Below are 6,898 nucleotides of genomic sequence, written 5' to 3'. Positions count from 1 at the left end.
GTCGTACGCGGCGCCCCCGGCGGGGGCGACAGGGCCACGGCCCGCCGGTCCCGCCCACGCCGCGCGGCACCCGTCCGGGCGTCGACGGTCACCGGAGGCCTCCGTCCCGAGCGGTGAAGGTGTGCACGATGCCCCACTGCCAGCCGGTCACCGGCAGCACCCGCACCTGCTCGAACCCGACCGCCCGCAAACGTCCCCGGAAAGCGCGCGCGGTGTCGAACTCCAGCACGCTGTGTGACAGATGTCGGTACAACCGTCCGTCGCCGCGCAGCGAAGCGATCGGGACCAATCCACCCCGGCACAGCGCCGTCCACAGCGCCCGGTGCGCCGGCGCGCCGCTGAGAGCGTACTCGTGGACCACCAGCCGCCCACCCGGCCGGAGCACCGAGCGCGCCTGGCGCAGTACGGCGTCCGGGTCGGTCAGGTTCCGGAAGAGGTAGGCGGCGAACACGGCGTCGAAGGGCCCGGTTCCCACCGTCTCGGTGAGGTCTTCGACACGGCCGTGCACGAACTCCACCGCGCCGGCGGGCCACCGCTTCGCCGTGGCTCGTCGCAGCATGCCCCACGAGGAGTCCACGCCCACGACCCGGGCGCGCGGCGCGGCTCGCAGCAGCGCCGCGGTCGACGACCCGGTGCCGCAACCGAGGTCCAGGACGCGTGATCCCGAGCCCTCCTGAGGCAGCCGCAGTCGTCGCGCGGAGCGCCGCAGCGCGGTGTGGTAGCCGGGATTGACCGCCGTGAAGCGATCGTAGGCACCCGCCGCGTGGTCGAAGGCGGCGGAAAGCTCGTGGTCGTGCAGGAGGCGCACCGTATCTCCTCGCTGTGCGGCGGTCAGGGGCCGGCACCGGGTGGTGGCCGACGGCGTAGCAGGGGAAGCTCCGTCATGGCACGGAGCATCGGTACCACGGGCGTGCTCGCCCCGATCCGCAGGTCCTGAAGCGGCGTGGTGCCGCCGTCGAGGAATCGCAGGAGCTGTCCGGTGTCGTTGCGCGCGAACAGCCGCTCGAAGAAGGCCGCGCCGTCCAACCGCCCGGTGTCCAGAGCACGCAGCAGCACCGCGTCCATCGCGCGGGCCCGTACCGAGTGCGGGGAGGGGGGAGTGGGCGTGCGGCCGGCGAAGAGCGCGTCGGCCACCGCGCGCACCTGCCGTCGGGTGGCGGCGAACGTGTAGCCGGTGGAGGGACGAGTCGCGCCGCCGGCGGCGCCGATACGGAAGACCGACGCTCCCACCCGTTGCCGGAAGCGGGCGTCGGTCATGGGGATCACACCCTGCTCGGACGCCCGCACGTCGAACTCGTCCAGCCCCAGGACCTCCCCGACGTAGCGACGCAGCCGCTCCTCGTACTGCGGCACGGTCAGCGCTGCTCGGGAGAACTCGGTGTACTCCACCAACGCCTCGTGGTCGCTGAGCGGGAGTACGTAGCCGAACGACAGCCCCCGCGCCGGCTGACGGGTACGCAGATCCATCAGCACGGCGGCAGACGGATCGGATACGGGACGCCTCGTGCGGAGGAACCACCCGCGGAAGTGCTGCAGGAGCAGGGTCCGAGCCGGCGGCAGGGGGTGCGGACGGGTGTCGAAGACCCAGCGCGCGCGGCAGGACCGGATGTCTCCGTCCGCTGTCACGCAGTGGAGGACCGCCCCGTCTGGGTGGTCGTCGATATCGGTGACGGTGGCGGCGAGACGGGTCGTCAGGTCGGAGGCGGTGAGCCGCTGGTCGACCTCGCGCGCGTAGTCGGCGGAGCGGATCATGCGGTAGCGCAGGGGCGCGATGTCCGACGCGACCGCGTCGCCGTGCGGCCCGTACACCCGGATGCGCGACCAGGACGCCGCGGTGCGCCCGTCGAGTTCGCCGACCGGCCCGTCCCAGAAGCACCACGTGCGCTCCGGCGGTCGCAGGCGTGCGTGCGGAGTCTCGATCAGTACGGCGGAGTGTCGCGCGGCCCGGGGCGGCGGGTCGGCCAGCAGCCGGGCGAGGGACAGGCCGGCGGCGCCCGCCCCGATGATGGCGATGTCCGTGTCAGGCACCGCGGGCACCGCCATTCGGTTCATCGACTCACCTCGTACGCGAAGCGCGCGGCAGACGAGGCACCGTCACACGCACCCGGCCGCCGAGCTTCTGGAAATGTACGACACGGGCCGGTTTCCACTACGGAGCCCCGCCCGGGGCCCGGACACGCGCTGTCCGCGACCGTCGGGCGCCGGCTGGTGCTGCGGCACGCGCTACCGTTGCCCGCCCGGGGGCTCCCCCGTCTCGGACGGGTCACCCGTCTGCGGTGCTCGGCGCTCCGCCACGATGTTCCGCGGCTCGTGCCGTGCCATTCTCGACGTACGTACCTGACGCATGCCAAGAAGCCCCGAAACCCCGAAAGGCAGTAGTGCCTCCCCTCCCGGGAACCCGCCCATGACCCCACGCCCCCACTGGCTCTTCGGTGACCAACTCGGCCCGCACTATCTGCGGGCCGGCGACGGTGGACCGGACCAGCACGCTCCGTTGATCATGATCGAGGCCCGGTCGGTCTTCCGCCGGCGCCGGTTCCATCGCGCCAAGGCGCATCTGGTGCTGTCCGCCATGCGCCACCGGGCCGCCGAACTCGGTGGCCGCATCCGGTACGTACAGGCCGAGACGTACCGTGAGGGTTTGCGTGAGGCCGCCGGGAGCAGTGAAGTGACCGTCTTTCAGCCGACCTCCCACGCGGCGCTGGCCCTCGTCAGCTCAATGCCTCAGGTCACTCTTCTCGGCCAGCGTGGATTTCTCGTACACCCTGAGGAGTTCGGGGACTGGGCGCGGAACCGCGGTCGGTCGGGCCTGCTCATGGAGGACTTCTACCGTCGGGTGCGGTGTCACCACGACATCCTGATGGACGGCGGCCAGCCAGCGGGAGGCCGTTGGAACCTGGACAAGGACAACAGGGAGCCGCCACCGCGGCAGGCGGACAGGCTCGACGTGCCCTCTCCCTATCGGCCACGGGAAGACGACATCGATGCCGAGGTACGGCACGACCTGGACCGTTGGGTGAGGGAGGGGAAGGCCGAGTTCGTCGGCCGGGACGGGCCACGCCGCTTCCCCGCCACGCGTCGCGAGGCGCTCGCGGCCCTGCGCCGCTTCACCGAGCGCCGGCTGCCGACCTTCGGCGCCCACGAGGACGCGATGCTCGCCGCCGACCCGGTGTTGAGCCACAGTCTGCTCTCGGCAGCGCTCAACCTCGGCCTACTGCACCCCGCCGAGTGCGTCGAACAGGCCGAAGCCGCCTGGCGCGCGGGAGAGGCGCCGCTGAACAGCGTCGAGGGGTTCGTACGCCAGGTCGCCGGTTGGCGCGAGTACATGTGGCACCTGTACTGGCACTTCGGGGCCGACTATCGCCGCAGCAACGTCCTGGGACACCGCGAGCCCCTGCCGGAGTGGTTCCGGGAGCTGGACGCCGACGTGGTCACGGCGCGTTGCCTGGCCACGGTCCTCGCTCAGGTACGGGACACCGGGTGGACACACCACATCCCCCGCCTGATGGTCCTGGGCAGCTACGCCCTCCAGCGGGGCTGGGACCCGGCCGCCGTGACCGACTGGTTTCACCGTTGCTTCGTCGACGGCTACGACTGGGTGATGCTCACCAACGTCGTCGGCATGTCCCAGTACGCCGACGGAGGACGGATCACCACGAAGCCGTACACCAGCGGCGGCGCCTACATCAACAGGATGAGTGACCTGTGCGGCCCCTGCGCCTACCGGCCCGGTGACCGCACCGGAGAACGGGCCTGCCCCTACACTTCCGGGTACTGGCGCTTCATCCACCGCCACCGAAACCGACTCGCCCGCAATCCCCGCACCGCGCAGGCCGTACGACAACTCAGCTGCCTATCCGACCTGCGGGAACTTCTCGAGCACCCGCGGGACGCCGGTCCTTCTTGATCCGGTGCCCTCGGCGGCTCCGCGCGCCGGAAGGAGGTCCCCGTGCCCGTATCCGAAGGCGCGACGTCGCGCTGCCTGGTGACCGGGGCGACCGGCTACATCGGCGGTCGCCTGGTGCCCGAACTCCTCGACGCCGGCCACCGGGTCCGCTGTCTCGCCCGTACCCCCGCCAAGCTGCGTGACCATCCATGGGCCTCGCAGGTGGAGGTGGCGCAGGGCGATGTCACACGCGCGGCCGAACTGAGGGAGGCACTGCGGGACATCGACGTCGCCTACTACCTCGTGCACGCCATGAGCGGGGGCGAGGGCTTCGAGGAGAACGACCGCCAGGCGGCGCGGGTCTTCGCCGCTGAGGCCAGCCGAGCGGGCGTCCGCCGCATCGTGTACCTCGGCGGGCTGACCCCGGTGGGCGTGCCCGAGCACGAGTTGTCCCCGCACCTGCGGTCACGGACGGAGGTCGGTCGCATCCTGCTCGACTCCGGGGTGCCGACCGCCGTGCTGCGTGCCGCTGTCGTCATCGGCTCAGGCTCGGCCTCCTTCGAGATGTTGCGCTATCTCACCGAGCGACTACCCGTCATGGTCACCCCCTCCTGGGTGCGTACCAGGGTGCAACCCGTCGCGGTACGAGACGTCCTGCGGTATCTGGTGGCCTGCACCCGCCTGCCGGACGACGTGAACCGCGGTTTCGACGTCGGCGGACCGGAGATCCTCACCTACCGCGACATGATGCGGCGCTACGCCGAGGTGGCCGGACTGCCGCGCCGGCTCATCGTGCCGGTACCCGTCCTCACGCCCCGCCTGTCCAGCTACTGGATCGGACTCGTCACGCCGGTGCCGGCGCAGATCGCCCGTCCACTCGCGCAGTCGCTGCGGCACGAGGCGGTCTGCCACGAACACGACATCGCCGCCCAGGTGCCGGGCCCGCTCACCGAGCCGCTCGGTTTCGGCCGGGCGCTGCGACTGGCACTGCAACGCATCGGGGACGCCGAGGTGGCGACCCGCTGGTCCTCCGCGTCGGTGCCCGGAGCCCCGAGCGATCCGTTGCCCACCGACCCCGACTGGGCGGGCGGAAGCCTCTACACCGACCGCCGGGCCCGTCGTGTGGAGGCTTCCCCCGGGAAGCTGTGGCGGGTGATCGAAGGCATCGGCGGGGAGCACGGCTGGTATTCCTCGTCGCTGGCCTGGGCGGTACGCGGCGGCATGGACCGGCTGATCGGCGGAGTCGGACTGCGCCGCGGACGTCGTGACCCACACCGGCTACGGGTCGGGGACGCGCTGGACTTCTGGCGGGTCGAGGAAGTGGAGCCGGGCCGACTCCTGCGGCTGCGCGCCGAGATGCGGCTGCCCGGCCTCGCGTGGCTGGAACTGCGCGTGGCCCGGGACAGGCAGGGGCGCACCGTCTACGCGCAGCGAGCGTTGTTCCATCCGCACGGTTTGGCCGGCCACGCGTACTGGTGGGCCGTCGCGCCCTTCCACGGTCCGGTCTTCGGCGGCATGGTCCGCAACATCGCGGCAGCGGCCGAGCGCTCCCGCGACGCCCGTGGTGACCCGGGCACCAACGGACCAGGTAGACGCCCCGTCCCCTCACGGTTCGGAAGGTGACGTGGCCCGAGACCCTCAGTCGCCGATCCCGCGGCTGGATTTCCGCTGACCGAGGCCGTCGGCCTCCACCCGCGTGGTGAAGCGGTCGACCAGGCGACGTCGCGTGGCGCCGTGTCGGTCAGGCGCCGGCCCGCACCGGAGGCGGGGCGGCAGCCGGCGAGTCGTGTCGGGGTCCGTCGTGCTACTGCGAGCCGCGGCCGACTGGTACCGGCGGTGACCCTGCGCACGGCGAGGTCGGACCGCATGCCGAATGCCCGGGGGACGAAGGATGCCTCGGTCCGTCCGGCCCCGTGCTACCGCCCTGTTGAACGCTCGCGTCCTCCGTGCGTACCGCTGCCGGTCCGTCCTGCGGAGCGGAAGCGGAGGCGGGAGTGGTGCCGAGACCGTCAGCCTCCGATGAAGCCGTTGCTCCGCAGGAAGTGGAGAGCCGCCTCATCGGGGGTCTGACCCCGCAGATCGACCATGCCGTTGAGCTTGATCATGGTCTTCTTGGTCAGCTTGTCGCCGATGCGGTCGGCCAGCCCGGCCAGCTCGGGGTGCTTGTCCAGGGTCTCCGTACGCATGGTCAAGCCGGCCAGCTCGGTGGTGAAGTGTCCCTTGTCGTCCTCCAGGACCCGCAGGTCCAGCGACTCGAGTCGGGCGTCGGTGGTGAAGACCTCCGCGAAGCGACATGGGCTGCCCTTGGCGACGTTGACGAAGTTCAGGGCGAACGCGTTCTGCGTGACCTGTGTCGCCGGAATCTCCATGCCGTAGGTGCGCTGCACCGAGCGCAGTTCACGGTCCAGGAACTCGGAGGCTCCGCACAGGGTCATCTCCTCCGGATGCCGCTGGGACAGTCCCTTCAGCTCGCTGATCCGATCCACCTCACCGGCGGGTCCGGGTGCGTCCGAGGCGCGGGCGATGGCGTACTGGTTGCCGAAACGCGCGGGTCCGAGCCAGGCGATCTCGTTGCGCTCCTCGTCCTGCCGGGCGGTGGCACGGAACTGCTCCTGCTCTCCGTCCACCGGCTTGTCGTGGCCGAGGAACTGGGTCCAGCCGGTGCCTGCGTACTCCCAGTACATATCGACCTCCCCGCTGTTCAGGGCCTTGCGGACGATGGTGGAACCGCTCAGTCCGGTCTGGTCGCTGGTACGGGCGCCCGCGGCGCGCAGAGCGTAAAGCGTGATCTTGCCGAGGATCTTCTGCTCGGTGAACTCCTTGGACGCGACAGTGAACTCGCCGCCGCTCAGGTCGTGGTTCTTCGCGATGGAACCGCCCCGAAGCTCCGCATGATCCGCCGCCGAGCCGTCGCCCGGCGCCCCCGAACACCCGGTGACCACGCATGCGGCCAGCGTGAGCAACATCGCGAACCGCCGATGAGCGGCCCCTACCCGTCGCATGTGAAACGCC

5 protein-coding genes are annotated in these 6,898 nt (G+C 71.3%); 2 read left to right on the top strand and 3 right to left on the bottom strand.

The annotated features are described in order from the left end of the window. Positions 1-88 precede the first annotated feature (88 nt). A complete protein-coding gene (locus AN216_RS20220) occupies positions 89-808 on the bottom strand; it encodes a class I SAM-dependent methyltransferase (protein WP_070198135.1) in 720 nt (239 codons plus the stop codon). A 23-nt stretch (positions 809-831) separates the two neighbouring features. Next, positions 832-2,052 (bottom strand): lycopene cyclase family protein, encoded by a 1,221-nt coding sequence (locus AN216_RS20215; RefSeq protein WP_244502551.1) that lies wholly within the window; start codon positions 2,050-2,052, stop codon positions 832-834. Between the two features lie 352 nt (positions 2,053-2,404). Between AN216_RS20215 and AN216_RS20210 the strand changes: the two genes are divergently transcribed. After that, entirely contained in the window at positions 2,405-3,907 is a 1,503-nt protein-coding gene (locus tag AN216_RS20210) for a cryptochrome/photolyase family protein (RefSeq protein WP_070198134.1), read from the top strand. Between the two features lie 42 nt (positions 3,908-3,949). Further along, a complete protein-coding gene (locus AN216_RS20205; RefSeq protein WP_070198133.1) occupies positions 3,950-5,509 on the top strand; it encodes an SDR family oxidoreductase in 1,560 nt (519 codons plus the stop codon). 386 nt (positions 5,510-5,895) lie between these two features. On the opposite strand, the gene AN216_RS20200 is transcribed toward AN216_RS20205, so the two are convergent. Continuing rightward, complete coding sequence (locus tag AN216_RS20200; protein WP_070198132.1) at positions 5,896-6,888, bottom strand: glycine betaine ABC transporter substrate-binding protein; 993 nt, start codon at positions 6,886-6,888, stop codon at positions 5,896-5,898. Positions 6,889-6,898 lie beyond the last annotated feature (10 nt).

The organism is Streptomyces oceani (assembly GCF_001751245.1).
In the GTDB taxonomy this organism is placed as follows: Bacteria; Actinomycetota; Actinomycetes; order Streptomycetales; family Streptomycetaceae; genus Streptomyces; species Streptomyces oceani.
This window is presented reverse-complemented; position numbering and strand designations above follow the sequence as displayed.